The sequence below is a fragment of the Gilliamella sp. B2772 genome (assembly GCF_026536985.1).
Classification (GTDB): domain Bacteria; phylum Pseudomonadota; class Gammaproteobacteria; order Enterobacterales; family Orbaceae; genus Gilliamella; species Gilliamella apicola_E.
In genome coordinates this window covers 161,809-179,212 of sequence record NZ_JAFNNB010000004.1, presented here as the reverse complement: position 1 = coordinate 179,212, position 17,404 = coordinate 161,809, and the positions used below count along the sequence as shown (strand labels likewise).

Annotated in this window: 14 protein-coding genes and 1 tRNA gene; 6 read left to right on the top strand and 9 right to left on the bottom strand. The window is 36.9% G+C overall.

Annotated features, from left to right (window positions below):
• The first annotated feature begins 111 nt into the window (after positions 1–111).
• Both J3T98_RS09800 and cysE read left to right on the top strand, forming a co-directional pair.
• A complete protein-coding gene (locus J3T98_RS09800) occupies positions 112–1,353 on the top strand; it encodes an oligosaccharide MFS transporter (RefSeq protein WP_218059968.1) in 1,242 nt (413 codons plus the stop codon).
• A 174-nt stretch (positions 1,354–1,527) separates the two neighbouring features.
• Positions 1,528–2,289, top strand: a complete 762-nt coding sequence (cysE, locus tag J3T98_RS09795; RefSeq protein WP_416380652.1) for a serine O-acetyltransferase — start codon at positions 1,528–1,530, stop codon at positions 2,287–2,289.
• Between the two features lie 57 nt (positions 2,290–2,346).
• On the opposite strand, the gene J3T98_RS09790 is transcribed toward cysE, so the two are convergent.
• The 6 genes from J3T98_RS09790 to J3T98_RS09765 all read right to left on the bottom strand — a co-directional run bounded on the left by J3T98_RS09790 (position 2,347) and on the right by J3T98_RS09765 (position 7,797).
• Positions 2,347–3,183: a mechanosensitive ion channel domain-containing protein gene (locus tag J3T98_RS09790; RefSeq protein WP_065562705.1), complete on the bottom strand. Its 837-nt coding sequence runs from the start codon at positions 3,181–3,183 to the stop codon at positions 2,347–2,349.
• 60 nt (positions 3,184–3,243) lie between these two features.
• Positions 3,244–3,831, bottom strand: a complete 588-nt coding sequence (gene slmA, locus J3T98_RS09785; RefSeq protein WP_255305725.1) for a nucleoid occlusion factor SlmA — start codon at positions 3,829–3,831, stop codon at positions 3,244–3,246.
• Between the two features lie 2 nt (positions 3,832–3,833).
• A complete protein-coding gene (gene dut, locus J3T98_RS09780) occupies positions 3,834–4,292 on the bottom strand; it encodes a dUTP diphosphatase (protein WP_065733692.1) in 459 nt (152 codons plus the stop codon).
• Positions 4,276–5,505 (bottom strand): bifunctional phosphopantothenoylcysteine decarboxylase/phosphopantothenate--cysteine ligase CoaBC, encoded by a 1,230-nt coding sequence (coaBC, locus tag J3T98_RS09775; RefSeq protein WP_416380480.1) that lies wholly within the window; start codon positions 5,503–5,505, stop codon positions 4,276–4,278. Before coaBC ends, dut begins: the two co-directional genes overlap by 17 nt.
• A 49-nt stretch (positions 5,506–5,554) precedes the next feature.
• Positions 5,555–7,216 (bottom strand): DNA repair protein RecN, encoded by a 1,662-nt coding sequence (recN, locus tag J3T98_RS09770; protein WP_267362732.1) that lies wholly within the window; start codon positions 7,214–7,216, stop codon positions 5,555–5,557.
• Between the two features lie 116 nt (positions 7,217–7,332).
• Positions 7,333–7,797, bottom strand: a complete 465-nt coding sequence (locus tag J3T98_RS09765) for an AraC family transcriptional regulator (protein ID WP_065733690.1) — start codon at positions 7,795–7,797, stop codon at positions 7,333–7,335.
• 183 nt (positions 7,798–7,980) lie between these two features.
• Between J3T98_RS09765 and J3T98_RS09760 the strand changes: the two genes are divergently transcribed.
• The 3 genes from J3T98_RS09760 (at position 7,981) to metF (ending at position 11,964) form a co-directional block, all read left to right on the top strand.
• Positions 7,981–8,532, top strand: a complete 552-nt coding sequence (locus J3T98_RS09760) for a YagU family protein (RefSeq protein ID WP_065562709.1) — start codon at positions 7,981–7,983, stop codon at positions 8,530–8,532.
• A 184-nt stretch (positions 8,533–8,716) separates the two neighbouring features.
• On the top strand, positions 8,717–10,990 hold the full coding sequence (metE, locus tag J3T98_RS09755; protein WP_267362731.1) for a 5-methyltetrahydropteroyltriglutamate--homocysteine S-methyltransferase: 2,274 nt from the start codon (positions 8,717–8,719) through the stop codon (positions 10,988–10,990).
• A gap of 98 nt (positions 10,991–11,088) precedes the next feature.
• On the top strand, positions 11,089–11,964 hold the full coding sequence (gene metF, locus J3T98_RS09750) for a methylenetetrahydrofolate reductase [NAD(P)H] (RefSeq protein WP_065562711.1): 876 nt from the start codon (positions 11,089–11,091) through the stop codon (positions 11,962–11,964).
• Positions 11,965–12,004: 40 nt separating this feature from the next.
• Here metF and J3T98_RS09745 read toward each other — a convergent pair.
• Positions 12,005–12,081, bottom strand: a tRNA-Met gene (locus tag J3T98_RS09745).
• A gap of 213 nt (positions 12,082–12,294) precedes the next feature.
• Here J3T98_RS09745 and J3T98_RS09740 point away from each other — a divergent pair.
• Positions 12,295–12,717 (top strand): GFA family protein, encoded by a 423-nt coding sequence (locus J3T98_RS09740; protein ID WP_267362730.1) that lies wholly within the window; start codon positions 12,295–12,297, stop codon positions 12,715–12,717.
• A gap of 261 nt (positions 12,718–12,978) precedes the next feature.
• Here the strand turns inward: J3T98_RS09740 and carB are convergent, their stop codons facing one another.
• Both carB and carA read right to left on the bottom strand, forming a co-directional pair.
• Positions 12,979–16,194, bottom strand: a complete 3,216-nt coding sequence (gene carB / locus J3T98_RS09735; protein ID WP_267362729.1) for a carbamoyl-phosphate synthase large subunit — start codon at positions 16,192–16,194, stop codon at positions 12,979–12,981.
• Between the two features lie 4 nt (positions 16,195–16,198).
• On the bottom strand, positions 16,199–17,350 hold the full coding sequence (gene carA, locus J3T98_RS09730) for a glutamine-hydrolyzing carbamoyl-phosphate synthase small subunit (RefSeq protein ID WP_267362728.1): 1,152 nt from the start codon (positions 17,348–17,350) through the stop codon (positions 16,199–16,201).
• Positions 17,351–17,404: the final 54 nt, after the last annotated feature.

The following is a 17,404-nucleotide window of genomic DNA, read 5'->3' as shown; positions in this document are numbered from 1 at the left end:
TGAGGAAAGTAACATTTATGATAATTGGTTGTTTCTATTTTATTCCAATTATGACAATAATGTTAACATTAACATGTTAACGTTAAACTTCAACATAAAAAGAGAATGAAAATGAATATAGATATAATACAAAATAGAAATTATTGGTTCTCGTCAGGCTATCTTGTTACCTTTTATGCAGCATGGTCACTTTGGTGGTCTTTTTATGCCATTTGGCTCAAAAGCCAAATTGGTTTATCTGGTGAACAATTAGGGGTTGTTTATTCTGCTAACTCTGCTGCAGCCATGTTTTTTATGATTTTTTATGGCATTATCCAAGATAAATTGCAGATAGGTAAAGCGGTAATTACCTTCCAAAGTATTATCATGTTACTTATTGGCCCGTTTTTAATTTATGTCTATGAGCCTTTACTTCGAAATGATTTTATTTTGGGTGTCTGTATTGGAGCTCCAGTATTAAGTGCTGGTTTTATTTCTGGATGTGCTTTGATTGACTCTTTTATCGAGCGAATTAGTCGTCTATTTGGTTTTGAATTTGGGCCAGCAAGATTCTGGGGATCATTTGGTTATGCTGCTGCAACTTTTGTTGCTGGTATTTTATTTGGCATTAACCCTCACATTAACTTCTGGATGGCATCTGGCGTTGCAGCTATCTATTTCACCATCAATTTAGTTTTTAAACCTAAACAAGAGTCTTTGGCAAACGGTAAAACACAAGCCGTCATGGAAAAACCATCTATCCCTACCATGAGTGAAATTTTTTCACTATTTGGTATGAAAAAGTTTTGGTTATTTGTCTTTTTTATAATCGGTACTAATAGCTTTTATACCATATATGATCAGCAACTATTCCCAAATTTCTATACCAGCTTCTTTGATAAACCAGAAAGTGGCTATCAAGTTTATGGATATTTAAATTCTTTCCAAGTTTTTTTAGAAGCAGCTTGTATGATTTTAGTACCCTATTTTATTAATAAAATTGGTGCAAAAAAAGCTTTACTTGCAGCAGCGTTGGTAATGGTATGCCGAATCTCGTTATCTGCAACGTTAGATAATGTTTATCTAATTTCATTAGTTAAACTTTTCCACGCAATTGAAACACCACTATTTATTCTAGCGGTATTTAAATACGCTGTAGCCAACTTTGATGCGAGACTATCATCCACACTATACTTAGTTGGATTTAACATCTCATCAAATGTAGGTGTTATTGTATTGTCATGGATTGTAGGTAAGTTATTTGATAAAACAGGATATTCAACTACTTTCTATGTACTAGCAGCAATAGTATTTGTCATTTTATTTATTGCAACATTTACTTTAAGTGACAATAAACAAAAAACAGAAAAATAACCATCATTCTTAAATGTTGTAAAAATGGGAACAAATTGTTCCCATTTTATAATATCTATAGAGAAAGCTTGCTTCTATTCTTAGTTTGCGAAACAATATAAATTGTTGAGACTGACGTTTAAATCTATATAGGTACTTGGTGTGAATACAAGCAAAAAAGTGGTTAAACCGGACATGTTATGGCAGACAATCCGAGAAGAAGCATCAAAGCTCGTTGAAAGTGAGCCAATGTTAGCAAGCTATTTCCATGCAACTTTACTTAATCATGAAAATTTAGGTAGTGCATTAAGTTATATTTTAGCTAACAAGCTTGCAACCCAAGTTGTACCGGCAATTGAGATTCGAGAAATTGCTAGACAAACTTATCAAGCAGATAACAACATAATCAATGCCGCGATTACCGATATACTTGCTGTTTACATTCGAGATCCAGCAACCAATTACTATTCCACACCGCTACTTTATTATAAAGGTTTTCTTTCACTACAAGCTTATCGAATTGCACACTGGCTTTGGAAACAAAACCGTAAATCACTAGCAACTTTTTTACAGAGTCAAATTGCTATTGTATTTGGCGTTGATATCCATCCAGCAGCTAAAATTGGCTGTGGTGTTATGTTTGACCATGCAACAGGGATAGTCATTGGTGAAACCGTAGTTATTGAAAATGATGTTTCTATTTTACAATCAGTGACATTAGGTGGAACCGGAAAAGAAAATGGCGATCGTCATCCTAAAATTCGTGAAGGAGTGATGATTGGTGCGCACTCAACGATTTTAGGAAATATAGAAATAGGTAAAGGAGCAAAAATTGGAGCTGGTTCAGTCGTTTTAGAGCCTGTTCCTGAACATACAACAGTAGCTGGTGTTCCTGCTAAAATTGTTGGTTGTCCTGATTGTGATAAACCAGCTTTAAACATGGATCAAGATATCTAATTTTTGAAAAATGATTCCGTTGTTTAATGACAACGGAATACATAATGTAGTTGAAAATTACGACGGAGAACTAAGATTTACATCCATAGTTGGGTAAGGAATATTAATGCCATTTTCAGTTAGCCCATTTTTAATATTCTCAAGTAATACAGCTTTTACTGGTCCATAATTAGCATTTAACGTCCAGACTAAAACATTAAAATTCATGGATGAAGCATCCAGCAAATCCAAACGTATAATCGGTTCTTTACTCGTTAAAATATTATCAGTTTTATTTACAGCTTCTCTTAATACTTTATAAACTTTCTGAATATCAGAATCATATCCCACATTAACAACTATATCTAAACGTCTTTCTGGCAAACGAGTATAGTTAATAATATTTGCACTAACCACTTGTCCATTTGGAATGACGACCATTTCATTCGTTGGCGTGACAATAGTTGTTGAAAAAATTTGAATCGAATCAATAACACCTTGCTGATTATTAATAATGACTGTTTCACCAACTCTAAATGGGCGAAAGATAATTAAAATGACACCAGCTGCAAAATTAGACAACGAACCTTGCAGAGCTAAACCTACGGCTAAGCCGGCGGCACCAATTACCGCAACAATTGATGCGGTTTGCACACCAAGTTGACCTAACACGGCAACTAGCGTCATAACAATAATGGCATAATAAGATAAAGAACTAACAAATTTAACTACAGTCGGATCGACATGGCGATTAGTTAAAATTCTTCTTAATTGACGAGCAACAAATTTAGCAATTGTTCGACCAATTAAAAAAATAAGAATGGCAAAACAAAAATGAGCAATATAACTGATTACTACGCCATCATATTTCTCAATAAACAACCAAATCTGGTTTACTATATTTTCAAAACTCATGAAATTATCCTCTGTAAAAATAACAGAAATAGTTAATTGAATAATTGCGATTAAATTGGTTTAAACTAACTGTTTTGCTAATAAAGCCCAACGGGTTTCAAAGTTTGTTGTTGGTAGATATTTAAAACCAGAACGGGAATAACGAGCCATCATTCCTTCGCAAAAAGCAAGTAACTGACTAGATAAAATACGTTCATCAGTGGTAAAGGCCACACCTTCACGGATTTTTCTTTCTCGTATAACTTGCTTTATCTGCGTTTCGATACGTTCAAATAATTGACTGATTCGTTCTTGCAATTGGTCTTGCTCAAACATTAACGCATGACCAGTCATAATCCGAGTCAACCCAGGATTCTTTTCAGAAAAACCAAGGATTAAAGCCAAAATAAGTTGAAGCCGCGTAAATGTTTTTGGTTCATCTTGCAAAATCACATTGATGCGAGAAAGCAAAATGTCTTCAATATAAACGATCAAACTTTCAAACATTTTAGTTTTACTTGGAAAATGCCTATACAATGCCGCTTCAGAAACACCAACAGTTGCAGCTAATTTAGCAGTAGTTATTCGTTGTGTTCCCTCATTGGATTCAAGCATTGTTGCTAATGCTTGAAGTATATCTTCTTTACGATTTTTATTTTTGCTACTCACGATTATTTCTTACCTGAATGCCCAAATCCACCTTCGCCACGCGCTGATTCGATAAAATCATCAACAATATTAAATTCTGCTTGCACGACTGGCACAATAATTAATTGAGCAATACGATCACCTGGCTCAATAACAAATGGGTTTTGACTTCGGTTCCAAAGGGGAACAAACAACTGTCCTTGATAATCGGAATCAATTAAACCGACTAAATTACCAAGGACAATACCATTTTTTGAACCAAGGCCTGAACGAGGTAATACTAATGCAGCTAAACTAGGGTCAGCAATATGCATTGATAATCCGGTTGGGGTTAAGATTGTTTCGCCTGCTTTGATTTCGGTTGTTTTATCAAACATCGCTCTTAAATCAATACCTGCGGAACCTTCAGTTGCGTAAGTTGGCAGTGGAAACTCGTTACCTAAACGTTTATCTAATACTTTTATATCAATTTTTCTTTTCATCATGACTCGCTTTATATCGTGTTATAACTGCTTGAAGTAATTCTTTTGCTAATTCTTGCTTATTGCTTAATGGTAACGTTTGTTCACCATTTTGCCAATAAAGGGTTAATGCGTTTTGATCAGAATTAAAGCCTATTTTCTTGTCAGACACATCATTAGCACAAATCAAATCTAAGTTCTTAGTGGTTAATTTTTTAAGGGCATAAGCCTTTATGTTATTGGTTTCAGCGGCAAAGCCTACAACAAACGGGCGTCCTTTCTTTAATGAAGCAATGTTGGCAACAATATCAGGATTTTTAACTAATTTAATAACAAGTTCATCACTATCATCGGTTTTTTTAATTTTTTTCGTGGCAATAGTTTCAGCTCTATAATCAGCAACAGCAGCACAAGAAATAAAAATTGATGATTTTTTAGCAAACTTTAATGCCACATCATACATCTCATTAGCACTTTTTACATTAATGCGATTCACATTATTTGGAGTTGCTAAATTAACTGGGCCACTGATTAAGTTTACTGTTGCTCCAATTTCAGCCGCTGCCTGAGCAATAGCATAACCCATTTTACCTGAACTGTAATTACTGATATAGCGTACCGGATCAAGCTCTTCAATGGTTGGGCCTGCAGTAATGGTAATCTCGGTTCCAGCAAGTGTTGACGTTGCTGAAAAATACTTCTCAACATGCTTAGCAATAGTTGCAGGTTCAACCATTCGCCCTGGGCCAAAATCACCACAAGCTTGAAAGCCATCATCAGGACCCCAAATTAAGGTATTTCGCGAAGCTAATGTCGCTAAGTTCTGTTGAGTTGCAGCAGCTTTATACATCTGTTGGTTCATAGCTGGCGCTATGGCAATTTTAGCTGGTGTTGCAAGACACACTGTTGATAAAAGATCATCAGCAATACCATTTGCCATTTTCGCAATGATATTTGCCGTAGCGGGAGCAATTAATACCAAATCAGCCCATTTAGCTAATTCAATATGACTCATCGATAGTTCAGCAGAAGGGTCAAATAAATCACTTGATACCGTATTACCAGACAATGCTTGCAATGTCATTGGCGTGACAAAATGGCTCGCTGACTCAGTTAATACCACATGTACCTGCGCACCTGCTTTTTTTAGATGGCGGACAAGATCAGGGCATTTGTAAGCAGCAATGCCACCAGTTATCCCTAATAAAATATGTTTACCAGATAGACTCATGATCTCGTTATTCTCCGATCCCAATTAAAGGCGATATATTACCATAATTAAATTAGATAATAAGTAACTCTTTCGCATTGGCAAGCGTTGCATCTGTAATTTTATCCCCACCTAACAACCGAGCTAGTTCATTTAAACGTCCATTTTCATCTAATCTTTGCATATCTGTCGATGTTTGTTTACCATTCGTTTGCTTACTGACAAAATAGTGCTGATTAGCTTGACCTGCTACCTGTGGTAAATGCGTTACCGTAATGACTTGTGTTGACTCACCAAGTTGCCTTAACAGTTGCCCAACCTTAGCCGCTGTTGGTCCACTAATACCGACATCAATTTCATCAAAAATCAACGCTGGGGTATCCATTTTTTGCGCGGTCAAAACCTGTATGGCTAGTGCGATACGAGACAATTCACCACCAGATGCAACTTTGGCTAATGGCTGCACGACTTGCCCAGCATTAGTACTCACTAAAAAAGAAACTTGGTCTGCGCCATCTTCACCTAATCGATTTTCATCAAATATAACATCTATACTGAATTGACCGTTTGGCATAGATAAATCGTGCATAATAGCCATTACTTTTTTAGCCAACGTTTTACTCACTGTTAATCGTTTTTGATGCAATTTTGCAGCCAGTTCTATCGCAATTTGTTGATACTTTTTGATCTCTTCTTTTAACTGTTCACCTTGTTCATCTTGTTGATTAATCTGCTTAAATTCATTAAGTAAATTTTGATGTAACTCAGGTAATGCTTCAGGAGAAACATGATGTTTTCGCGCTAAAGCAATTTGTTTAGACAAGCGTTGTTCAAGTTGCATCACTCTTGCCGGATCGAGCTCTAAGCTCTCACTATAATGGCGTAATTCATAGCTAGCTTCTTTAATTTGAATAGCGGCATCTTCTAACATAGCTAAAACATCATTCAGTGAAGGATCTAATGCGACCAACTCATGAATACTTTGTTTAACACTATTAAGCATGTTGCTGACATTATATTCGTCTGCTTCATTTAATAGCATGATAGATTGTTGGCTAAGATTAATTAGCTGTTCGCTATTGGATAATTTTTTATATTCTTCATCGATTTGTTGATATTCACCTTCAATTGGTGAAAATTCATTTAACTCTTTTAATTGATATTGTAATAACTGAACATGAGCATCACGCTCTTGTTTGGAAGAAAGATATTGTTGATAAGCTTGGCTTGCAGATTTCCATTGTTTATAAGCTTGTTGCATATTCGACAATAGTGTCGGCTCATTCATATAATGATTAAGTAAAATTTGTTGATAATCACTTCGTAATAAACGCTGATGTTCATGTTGGCCATGAATTTGTATTAACATTTGTCCTAAATCTTTTAATTGTGAGATAGGAACAGCACGCCCATTAATAAATGCTTTCGAACGCCCATCTTGATTGATAACTCTTCTTAAAATACATTCATTACCTTCATCAAGTTGATTTTCGGTTAACCAGGAGTATGCTGCTGGAGTATCATCAAGAACAAAACTGGCTGAAATATCAACCCGATCAGCTCCATTACGAATAGCTGAAGCATCAGAACGATTTCCTAAACAAAGCCCTAATGCATCGATCGCAATCGATTTACCTGCGCCTGTTTCACCCGTAATTGCGGTCATCCCTGTTGTAAAATCAACTAACAACTGATCGACGATAGCAAAATTATTAATAGTCAATTGCGTTATCATAATAAATTAATACATAAGGTTGGTTACCATATTGGCAGTATAACAGCAAAAACACTGTAAATAAATACAGTTAATTATTTTTATAAGCGTTAATTTTTAAAAAGATAATAATTAATTTACGCTAAAGGCAAATAAACATCAGTGATCATCTCTTGTGGTTGAATGTTTAAACCGACATTTACATAATGGAAAATTGGAGGAAAGTTCCCTATTCGCTCGCCACTTTGTGGAAGCCATGTTTCAAGTAAGTAAATAATGGCTTGATTATTTTCTCTAGAGCCAATATCCCTTGCCTTGGCACAACGAAGTTGTGGTATTTTTTTATTGATGATTCCGTAATCATTTGGGGGAATTGTGCAATTTATCGATATTGCAAAATCGACATGATGCTCATTGAGAGGCGTCGTGTTGGGATTGGTATAATGAATACCATAACTTTGATACTTTTGACTATCTAAAAAATTGTTTTCTTGTCGCCATTTAATGAATTTATTTAGAGTGTTATTCTCTAATAAAGGTGAACCATAATGTTCAATGACGGCTAATTGTGTAGCAGGAAATTGTACAATTTCGACATTCATAACCTAAATCCATGGATAATTTATTTGCTACTTTTTAGGATGCTATTAAAAGACGCTTAATAAATAATTTTTACCAATTATAACAATAACTTTTACACTCGGTCAATTCAGCTTATTCCCCTTTCTTCCACGGTTGCTTACGGATATAATTTACAAGCTTTTAAACTATAAAGGTATTATTAAATGTTTGGAAATAAAATAAATCGACAAATTATTGTTTGGACTACTCTGATTGGTGGATTCATTAGCGCACTGGTTAAATGGGGTTCTGAAGTTAATATGCCTCCTCGTGTTCCCGGGGAAATTTCACCGCCAGCAGCACATATTGATGCATGGCTTGGTTGGTTAGGCATTAATTCTCATTCACTTGATTATGTTTACCAAACGGCAATCGTTTCGGGCGCAGTAACACTTTATCACTGGTTATTTAGTTTTGCCTTTGCCTTCGTTTATGTATTTATTGCCTACTTTTGGAATAATATTCGATTATGGTATGGTGCATTTTATGGCATTATCATTACCGTTATGATGCACGGTTTTTTAATCCCGCTATTAGGTTTTCGTCATCCCGCTTATGATCCGCAAGGCACCGTTGGTTGGTTATGGAACCTAAATGGTTATGAACTTTGGAGTGAAATTTTAGGGCATATCTATTGGGGTGTATCGATTGAAATCTGTATGATCGCTGTGCTTGCTCATTTTTCAAGACCAATTCGTGGCGAATGGCGCCAGTAGTTAGTTTATTAATTTTCATCTGTTTCAATCCTTCTGTTGAAAAACAGAGGGATTTTTTTATACCTTTTGATATAGTTAAAAACTATATCTTTTGATAAAAAACTAGAATTATTCAATAACATTTTTTTTTGCTATCTTTTTAACCACTAAAGAAAAGTGCTAAATGCTAAATAAGGAAAAGAAAATGAATACTGCAGTTATTGGATATCCTCGTGTTGGTAAACTTCGTGAGCTTAAATTTGCAACCGAAGCTTATTTTAAAGGTAACAAAACCCAAGCTGAATTATTAAATGAAGCAAAAGCCCTACGTGCTGAACATCTACAACAACAAGCATCACATAAAATTGCTTTAATCTCATCTAATGACTTTTCATTTTATGATGCAGTATTAGATACGGCCTGTTTACTGAATGTTATCCCAAAACGTTATCAAGATTTAGGCTTACCTGAACTCGATCGTTATTTTGCCATGGCGCGTGGTTATCAAGGTGAAAAAGGTGATGTGCGAGCGCTGGCAATGAAAAAATGGTTTAACACTAATTACCACTATTTAGTGCCAGAAATTGAAGATTCACTACAAATAAAACTAGCCAGCACCAAACCTTTTGACGAATATCAAGAAGCCAAAGCATTAGGTATTCAAACCAAACCGGTTGTGATTGGCGCATTAACCTTTTTCAAATTAGCACAGTATTTAGGTAATAAACAGCTAGTTGATTTTAAAGCCGATATTATTAAAGCCTATCAAGAAATTATTCAGAAATTTACTGCACTTGGTGCGCAGTGGATACAAATTGATGAGCCAATTTTAGTGACGGATTTAACTCATGAAGATATTTCTCTATTCAATGAGCTTTATCAGTCAATTTTATCCGTTAAAGGTACAACCAAAGTGGTTTTACAAACTTACTTTGGCGATGTGCGTGATTGTTACCAACAATTAGTGGCGTTACCATTTGACGGTATCGGACTTGATTTTGTTGAAGGTAAACAATCCTTAGCATTACTTGAAAGTCATGGTTTCCCGGCTGATAAAGTGTTATTTGCCGGTGTGGTAAATGGTAAAAATATTTGGAAAAATAATTATAAAAAAACATTGGAATTAGTCGCAAAAATTAAGCAAAAAGCGGCAAACATTGTGATTAATACTTCGTGTTCTTTACTCCACGTACCTTATACATTACAAAACGAAACTAAATTAACGATTCAACAACGAGCTTATTTTGCTTTTGCTCAAGAAAAACTACAAGAGTTAGCAGAACTTGGTGAATTAGTCAAAGACTCGAATTTTGAAAATAGTCCGGCTTACAAAGCAAATCAAACCCTATTTACGCGTGAGCGTGAAGGAGCAAATCAAGCGGTACGTCAAAAAGTTTCGGCTTTAAAAGCGTCTGATTTTACTCGTCTACCGGAATTTTCAGTACGTGAAGCAGCACAGAAAAAAGCCTTTAATTTGCCATTATTACCTACAACAACGATTGGTTCATTTCCGCAAACACCTGATGTACGTTTAAACCGTGCAAAATTCAAGAAAGGTGAAATTTGTTTAAATGAATATACCGAGTTTAACAAACAAAAAATTGCAGAATGCATCAAGCTTCAAGAACAGATTGGTATTGATGTGTTAGTTCACGGCGAATTTGAACGTAATGACATGGTTGAGTATTTTGGTGAAAGCTTAAATGGTTTTGTCTTTACTGAAAAAGCATGGGTGCAATCATATGGTACTCGTTGTGTTAAGCCACCCATTGTATGGGGTGATATTTCACGCTCTAAACCAATTACCGTTGAATATTCACAATATGCACAAAGCCTAACTGACAAACCAGTTAAAGGCATGTTAACTGGCCCAGTGACGATCCTTAACTGGTCGTTCCCTCGTGAAGATATTTCACAAAAAGAGTCAGTATTCCAAATTGGTTTAGCAATCAGTGATGAAGTGTTAGATCTTGAAGCGGCCGGCATTAAAGTCATCCAAATTGATGAAGCAGCGTTAAAAGAGAAATTACCATTACGTAAAGCTGATTGGAATAGTGAATATCTGGATTGGGCTATTCCGGCATTTAGATTAGTACACAGCAAAGTACAAGCTGATACACAAATTCATACACATATGTGTTATAGCGAATTTGCTGACATTATCAAAGATATCGATGCCATGGATGCTGATGTGATTTCATTTGAAGCATCACGTTCTAATCTACAATTGATTGATGTACTTAAAGCCAATAACTTTAAAACTGAAGTTGGACCGGGTGTTTATGATATCCATTCACCACGTGTACCACCGGTTGCTGAAATCAAAGCAACAATTGAGAAGTTACTGGCAAAAATTGACAAGCAAAAACTTTGGATTAATCCAGATTGTGGTTTAAAAACTCGTGGTGAGAAAGAAGTTGTTGCAAGTTTAGAACATTTAGTTCAAGCAACATTAGAAGTTCGAAAAACATTTAATTAACAGCGTTAATTAATTTGCTTTACCTTAATTTCCGCCGCCGATTTTGGCGGCGGAAATGTCAGTAAGGATAATAGTAATCACACCAATGGATGATACAGATGAAAACAAATTTACTCTTTAATAAAAAAACCGTGTTCTCTTTTGAAGTTTTTCCCCCTAAAAAAACGTCACCTTTAGAGACAATCTATAGCACATTGCGTGAACTTGGTTACTTCAAACCTGATTTTATCAGTGTTACTTATGGCGCTGGTGGTAGTTTGAATGGTCAAACGACAATTGATATCGCCCACGCTGTCAAACATACTTATGGCATTGAAAGTGTTGCCCATTTGCCGGGAATTAATTTTGATAAAGCAGAAATGCAGAAAATTCTTCATGATCTTAAATGTGCCGGTATCGATAATGTGCTTGCATTGCGAGGTGATATTAGCCCGACAGTTACACCTAAAGATGATTTTCGCTATGCCAGCGAGCTGGTTTCATTTATTAAAGAAAATGGTGATTTTAATGTGATTGGGGCCTGTTATCCTGAAGGACATCTTGAAGCATCAACGCTAAAACAAGATTTAATACATTTAAAAGAAAAGGTGAGTGCCGGAACAGATCAACTGATATCACAGCTATTTTTTGATAATGACTATTTTTATACTTTCTTAGACAAAGCCCGTGATATGGGAATTAATGTACCAATTGAAGCAGGGATTATGCCGGTAACGAACAAAAACCAAATTGAACGTATGGTATCGATGTGTGGCGTAAATCTACCGAAGAAATTCAAACAGATGATGGAGAAATACGAGCATCACCCTGATGCGTTCCGTGACGCCGGTATTGCTTATGCTATCGATCAGATTGTTGATTTAGTTTCACAAAATGTTGACGGTATCCATTTGTACACCATGAATAATAGCTATATTGCTAGAAGAATTAGTGAAGCTGTATCAACGCTACTGGCTGTACCGAAATCAGAATAGTTTATTATTAAGAATAATTTAGAATAGATTTTTGAGGAATTGGTTGCGGGGGCTGGATTTGAACCAACGACCTTCGGGTTATGAGCCCGACGAGCTACCAAGCTGCTCCACCCCGCGTCAAAGAGGTGGCTATATTATAGTAATAAAATAATAAAGCAATACCTTTTTGCTTAATCGAGCTAATTTTAAACATTTTTAAACAAATAAATACGGTTTTTTTACTAAAACGTAGGGTGTTTCTGAAACTTCTTGACAAGATTTGCTTGTTTTTTAGTTATAATGATTTAGGTTTGAGTAAAAATTATTCATTTCAATCAAAAAGGAGTATTTATGTCAACTGAGTATCATGGGACATGTTTATGTGGCAAAGTTAAGTTGGTTGTCCCTTTCAAAAACTTACATTTAAGTGCCTGTCACTGTGAAACCTGTCGGAAGTGGAGTGCCGGACCTTTTATGTCAATAATGTATAACGGAGAGCTTACCGTAGAAGGTCAAGACAATATACGTCATTATCCTTCATCACAATGGGCTGAAAGAGCATTTTGTCAGCAGTGCGGATCTCACCTTTATTATCATTTAACCGGCACACAAAATTATTATCTTGCTGCCTGGATTTTTAATGATATTAAGAATTTGGATTTTACATCAGAGGTCTTTATTGACAAAAAACCAACTTGTTACGCTTTTGCTAATCCGACGCAGAAACTGACAGAGGCCGATATTTTAGCTATAGTCAATCAAAATTCTAAATAAATACAATTAATTAAATCGTCGACAATTTAAATAAAAATTTACTTATAATTTGGATATAGCAAATAAATAAGATGCAACATTAGTCAATGGCAAGTGATTAAGGTTTATTTAGCGTAAAGTTAATACAAGTGCAAAAAGCCTGCAAATTATCACAATTTTTAAATCAACCTTAGTACTATATTTTATATCGTACTAAGGTTCTTGTTTTGCGCAAATCTGTCAGCCGCTATGTATTTTACACGCTTACTTTTTAGCCAATATTTACGCATAAAGTGTTTGCAATGAAACAACATATTGTGCTGGATCACAGTCTAATGCTGCAGTTGTGGCATAAGCCGCATTCATCGTGGTATCGTAATGAACTTTATATTGAATAGCACTACGGCGTAGGATTTTCGATGCCTCAATAGCAGCCCGTCCAGATGTGGTATTGAGAATATAGCTATATTCGCCATTTTTAATATGGTCATGAATATTGGGGCGCCCTTCGTTCTCTTTTTTAACCATTTGACAGGTTATGCCAGCTTGTTGTAATGCCTTAGCAGTGCCAAAAGTAGCATCAATACTAAAGCCATGTGCAATTAATCGTTTAGCGATCTCTAATAAGCGAGTTTTGTCTTGATCACGAACAGATAGCAGAGCTTTTCCCGATTTTTTCATACTTGATAAGCTACCAAGTTGTGCTTTGGCAAAGGCTTCGGCAAAGGTATTACCAATTCCCATCACTTCACCGGTTGAACGCATTTCAGGCCCCAAAATTGGGTCAACGCCACTAAATTTATTAAACGGTAATACCACCTCTTTCACTGAGTAATAAGGCGGTATGACTTCTTTGGTGATATTTTGTTTAGCAAGTGATTGACCGGTCATAACTCGTGCAGCGATTTTCGCTAATGGCAAACCGGTAGCTTTCGACACAAATGGCACGGTACGAGCGGCTCGAGGGTTGATTTCAATCAAATAAATTTGGTTATCTTTGACGGCAAATTGCCCATTCATAAGTCCTTTTACATTAAGTTCTAACGCTAACTGTTTAGCTTGCTTGCGCAATTGGTCTAAAATTTCCGAGCTTAAAGTATATGTTGGTAATGAACAAGCAGAATCACCGGAGTGAATTCCCGCTTGTTCAATATGCTCCATAATGCTGCCAATTACGATTTGCTCGCCGTCGGCAATGACATCAATATCAACTTCAATAGCATCATCTAAAAAGTGATCAAGTAGTACTGGAGCATTATTCGATTCACTGACTGCGGTTTTAAAATAACGTCTTAAATCTTGCTCGTTATACACAATTTCCATGGCTCGACCACCAAGCACATAAGACGGTCTGACCACTAATGGATAGCCAATTTGTTCGGCTTTAATCACCGCATCTTCAATATCGGTAACCGTTGCGTTAACTGGCTGTTTTAACTTTAACTTATCGACAATCGACTGAAAACGTTTGCGATCTTCAGCTTGATCTATCGCATCTGGCGAGGTACCAATAATCGGTAGCCCAGCGACTTCAAGCGCTCTGGCTAATTTTAATGGTGTTTGCCCGCCGTATTGTACGATTACGCCATTTGGTTTTTCCACATGAGCAATTTCAAGCACATCTTCCAGTGTGACTGGCTCAAAGTAGAGTCGATCTGAGGTATCATAATCGGTAGATACCGTTTCCGGATTACAGTTAACCATAATTGTTTCATAACCATCTTCACGGAGCGCCAGCGCGGCATGTACACAACAGTAATCAAACTCAATACCTTGCCCAATCCGATTCGGTCCACCGCCTAATATCATAATCTTCGGGCGAATGAATTGTGGTTTAGCTTCGCACTCTTGTTCATAGGTTGAGTAAAGATAAGCTGTATCGGTCGAGAACTCCGCCGCGCAGGTATCAACTCGTTTATATACAGGATGAATATCGTATTGGTTTCGTCGATCACGAACGTCTTGTTCTTCAACATTCAACAGCTTAGCAATACGTAAATCTGAAAAACCTTTACGCTTAAGTTGCCATAATGATTCTGAATTCAGGCTAGCTAATGACTGCGATTTTAGTTGGTTTTCAAGGCTGATAAGTTCTTCAATCTGCACTAAAAACCAGCGATCGATATTCGTTAATGTGAAAATTTCATCTAAACTAAAGCCGGCTCGAAAAGCGTCAGCAATATTCCAAATTCGTTCAGCGCCCGCTTCTTGCAGTTCATAACGTATTTTGCTGAGATTTTTTTCATCATCATAATTGTCAATTTTCGGATCAAAACCACATTTACCGACTTCAAGCCCTCGTAGTGCTTTTTGTAATGATTCTTGAAAAGTCCGCCCAATTGCCATCACTTCACCCACTGATTTCATTTGGGTTGTTAGACGATCATTACACCCGGCAAACTTTTCGAAATTAAAGCGGGGTATTTTTGTCACCACATAGTCGATCGAAGGCTCAAATGACGCTGGCGTTTTACCTCCGGTAATATCATTAGATAGCTCATCAAGGGTATAGCCAACCGCAAGTTTGGCCGCAATTTTTGCGATTGGAAAACCGGTTGCTTTAGATGCTAATGCTGATGAGCGTGATACCCTTGGATTCATTTCAATCACAATTAAGCGTCCGGTTTTAGGATCAACCGAAAATTGTACATTCGAACCACCTGTTTCAACGCCAATTTCACGAAGTACCGCTATCGATGCGTTACGCATGATTTGATACTCTTTATCAGTTAGTGTTTGAGCTGGCGCAACGGTAATGGAATCCCCGGTATGAATGCCCATAGGGTCAACATTTTCAATCGAACAGACGATGATACAGTTATCATTTTTATCTCGTACCACTTCCATTTCATACTCTTTCCAACCAATTAATGACTCATCAATGAGAAGTTCATTGGTGGGTGACAGATCAAGTCCTCGGGTACAAATTTCATCAAATTCTTGAGTGTTATAAGCAATCCCGCCACCGGTTCCCCCCATAGTAAAAGAAGGGCGGATAATGCAAGGAAAGCCAACTTGTTCAAGTACGGCATGAGCCTCTTTTAATGAGTGAGCAATGCCGGAACGGGCAGTATCAAGACCAATTTTTTTCATGGCTTGATCAAAACGTTTGCGATCTTCAGCTTTATCAATTGCATCAGCGGTAGCGCCGATCATCTCGACATTAAATTGTTTTAAAATGCCTCTTTTATCCAGTTCTAACGCACAATTGAGCGCTGTTTGTCCGCCCATGGTGGGCAAAATGGCATTAGGTCTTTCTTGTTCAATAATTTTACTCACCGTTGTCCAATCAATCGGCTCAATATAGGTTGCATCCGCCATTTCCGGATCGGTCATAATGGTGGCAGGGTTAGAATTGACTAAAATAACCCGATAACCTTCTTCACGCAGAGCCTTACAAGCTTGAGCGCCGGAATAATCAAATTCACAAGCTTGACCAATAACAATTGGGCCAGCGCCAATAATAAGAATGCTATGAATATCTGTTCGCTTAGGCATGTTATTACTCCTGCTTATAAATTTTAATTAATTCGATAAAGTGATCAAACAGTGGGGCGGCATCGTGAGGCCCGGGACTCGCTTCGGGGTGACCTTGAAAGCTAAAAGCGGGTTTATGGTAATGATGAATACCTTGTAGTGAGCCGTCGAACAGTGATTTATGCGTCACACGTAAGTGAGTCGGTAAACTCATTTCATCAACGGCAAAACCATGATTTTGGGCGGTAATCATAACTCGATTATTTTCAAGATCTTTAACCGGATGATTGCCACCATGATGTCCAAATTTCATTTTTATGGTTTTTGCACCACAAGCCAACGCTAACAGTTGATGCCCTAAACAGATACCAAATATCGGTATGTCAGAAGCTAAAAACTGTTTAATGGCATCAATGGCATAAGTACAAGGTGCCGGATCACCGGGACCATTTGATAGGAATATACCGTCAGGATTTAATGCTAATACCTCCTGCGCAGAGGTTTTGGCCGGAACAATGGTCAATTTACAACCCCGTTCAACTAACATCCGTAAGATATTACGTTTCACGCCAAAATCATAAGCCACAACATGATAAGGCAAGGCGTTTATTGCTACTGGGTGTTCTTGCTCTCTTGTCCATACACCTTGTGTCCACAAATAGCTTTTTGTACAGGTGACTTTTTGGGCTAAGTCCAGTCCGGATAATCCTTTAAAATCGATCGCCATTTGTTTAGCAGTATCGGCTTTTTCAAGTAAAGTTTCTCTATCGTTTGCGGTGATAATCACGCCATGCTGAGCCCCTTTTTCACGCAAGATTCGAGTTAAACGGCGAGTATCGATATCGGCAATGGCAATAACATTATGCTGTTTTAAATAACTCGAAAGATCGAGCTCATTGCGATAATTGCTGGCTAATAGTGGTAAATCACGAATAATCAGCCCTTTTGCATAAACTTGATTAGATTCAGCATCGGCATTGTTAGTACCGACATTACCTATATGGGGGTAAGTTAACGTGACTAATTGCTCGCAATAGGAAGGGTCGGTGAGTATTTCTTGATAACCGGTCATTGAGGTATTAAATACAACTTCACCAACAGTTTCTCCATCAGCACCGATTGATTTACCGATAAATTGTGAACCGTCTTGTAATATAAGGAGGGCATAAGTTTGCATGGCTAAGAGACCTTTTGATTAAATAAACACTATTTATGAATAATAATTCAAATA